This window comes from Halobacterium bonnevillei, from assembly GCF_009831555.1.
Lineage (GTDB): Archaea > Halobacteriota > Halobacteria > Halobacteriales > Halobacteriaceae > Halobacterium > Halobacterium bonnevillei.
In genome coordinates this window covers 1-2,434 of sequence record NZ_WUUU01000279.1, presented here as the reverse complement: position 1 = coordinate 2,434, position 2,434 = coordinate 1, and the positions used below count along the sequence as shown (strand labels likewise).

Here is a 2,434-nt window from a genome sequence, read left to right as displayed (position 1 = left end):
ACCTCGCGGCCTCGCCGGCCCTGGACGCGCTCGCGGAACTCGCGGGCGACGGCCTGCCCGTGCTCGGCGAGTGCGGCGGCCTGATGGCGCTCTCCGAGTCGCTGACCACAACCGACGGCGACACGCACGAGATGGCGGGCGTGCTCCCCGCGGACGTAACGATGCAGGAGCGCTACCAGGCGCTGGACCACGTAAAGCTCCAGGCGACGGGGGACACACTCACCGCCGCAGCGGGCGACACCTTGCGCGGCCACGAGTTCCACTACTCCTCCGCGACCGTCGGCAGCGACGCGCGGTTCGCGTTCGACGTGATTCGCGGCGACGGCATCACCGACGACCAGGACGGCATCACCGAATACCGGACGCTCGGAACGTACGCGCACGTCCACGCCGACAGCGGCGCGTTCGACGCGTTTCTCGACAACCTATGACCGACGACACGACCGACCAGACCGTCGACGACGAAGCGAGCGACGACCAGCGCGCCCAGACACCCGGGAAGGGACGAACCCCCGAAGAACGGGAGATTACGCCTGGCGCGCCCGAGGAGTTCGGCCTGGTGCAGGTCTGGTGGGGCGACGGCAAGGGCAAGACCACGGCCGCGATGGGGATGGGGTTCCGGGCGGCGGGCCACGGCTACCGCGTCCACATGCTCCAGTTCATGAAGGGCGGCGCGAGCAGCGTCGAGGACGTCCGCGGGGAGTACAACGCCATCGCGGAGATGCCCGGGTTCACGTACGAGAACTCGGGGAACTACGGCTGGCACGGGTTCCTGGACGGCAGCGACGACGAGGAACACCGGGCGCGAGCGAAGGGCGGTCTGGCTCGCGCCCGGGAACTGGTCGACGCCGCGCGCGACGTCGACGGAGCACTCCCGCTGGAGGGCCCCGCCGACGACGGCGTCCACCTCCTCGTGCTGGACGAGATTCTGTACGCGGCCAACCGCGGCCTCGTCGACCCCGCGGACGTGGTGGCGCTCGTCGAGGACAAACCCGACGACCTCGAGCTCGTGCTCACCGGCGGGCACGACGAACCCGCCTACGTCGCGGAGTACGCCGACCTCGTGACCGAGGTCCGCAAGCAGAAACACCCCATCGACGCGGGCCAGCGCGCCCGGAAGGGCACCGAGTACTGATGACCCCCGACCGCGAGACGAGCGCCCGCGCCGACTGCCGGACGATACTCGTCGCGGGGACGGCCTCGCACGTCGGCAAGAGCACGGTCGCGGCCGGCCTCTGTCGACACCTCGCGGACCGCGGCGTCAGCGTCGCGCCGTTCAAGGCCCAGAACATGAGCAACAACGCCCGCGCCGTCCCGGTCGCCGAGGGAGCGCGGAACGCAGGGACCCAGACGGAAGCCGACAGCGGCGCGGAGTGGGGCGAAATCGGCGTCTCACAGTACGTGCAGGCGCGAGCGGCACGAGTTCCGGCGTCGACCGACCACAATCCGGTGCTGTTGAAGCCCCGCGGCGACGCCGAGAGCCAGCTCGTCCTCGACGGGGCGGGCAGTCGGGCACTACGCGGCCGGCGACTACTACGACGAACACTGGGCCGAGGCCCGCGAGACGGCGGTCGCCGCCCACGAGCGCTCGCGGCCGACCACGACGTCGTGGTCGCGGAGGGCGCGGGGAGCATCGCGGAGATCAATCTCGCGGACCGCGACCTGGCGAACATCGAGACGGCGCGGTTCGCGGACCGCGTCGCGTCACGGACGGGACGGGATGGCCGAGCGGGGGAGCCGCGAGGTGTCGACGTCCTGCTCGTGGTGGACATCGAGCGCGGCGGCGCGTTCGCCAGCCTCTACGGCACGCTCGAACTACTGCCCGAGGACGTCCGCGAGCAGGTCGCTGGCGCGGTCGTCACGAAGTTCCGCGGCGACCCCGCCCTCCTCGAACCCGGCATCGCCGAAATCGAGGAGCGGACCGGCGTCCCGGTTCTCGGCGTGCTCCCCTACGACGACCCGGGGCTCCCTGAGGAGGACAGCGTCTCCCTGCCCGACACCGACGAGCGCTCGGTCCGCGGAGCCGAGGACTGCGTCCGTGCCGACCGCGCGGTCACCGTCGCCGTCCCCCGGTTGCCGCGCATCTCGAACTTCACCGACCTGGAACCGCTCGCCCGCGTCCCCGGAGTTCGGGTCGCGTACGTACCGCCAACGGGCTCACTCGACGGCTCGGACGCCGTCGTCATACCCGGGACGAAGAACACCGTCGACGACCTGCGCGACCTGCGGGCGGCGGGCTTCGGCGACGAACTCGCGGGCTTCGACGGCCCCGTGGTCGGCCTCTGCGGCGGCTACCAGATGCTCGGCGAGCGTATCGCGAACGCCGGCGTCGAGTCCACCGACGACCTCGATGCCGTCGACGGGTTCGGGCTGCTCCCGGTCGAGACGGCCTTCCGCGAGGACAAGCGCGTCGAAGCAGTCACCCGGGACCTCG

General features: G+C 71.5%; 2 protein-coding genes and 1 pseudogene. All 3 read left to right on the top strand.

The genetic code is table 11. The features are described from left to right. Positions 1–431 (top strand): annotated as a pseudogene (locus tag GRX66_RS18305) (cobyrinic acid a,c-diamide synthase); the annotation flags it as partial. After that, positions 428–1,135, top strand: coding sequence for a cob(I)yrinic acid a,c-diamide adenosyltransferase (locus GRX66_RS18300; protein WP_159527763.1), 708 nt, complete (start codon positions 428–430; stop codon positions 1,133–1,135). The pseudogene GRX66_RS18305 and the gene GRX66_RS18300, both read left to right, overlap by 4 nt. Then, positions 1,135–2,434: cobyric acid synthase (locus GRX66_RS18295; RefSeq protein ID WP_233745674.1), on the top strand; the 1,300-nt coding region annotated here is incomplete at its 3' end. The genes GRX66_RS18300 and GRX66_RS18295, both read left to right, overlap by 1 nt.

Bases quoted from the DNA above. Each gene is read 5' to 3' on its own strand.
- GRX66_RS18300 (WP_159527763.1), top strand. From the start codon at position 428: ATGACCGACGACACGACCGACCAGACCGTCGACGACGAAGCGAGCGAC.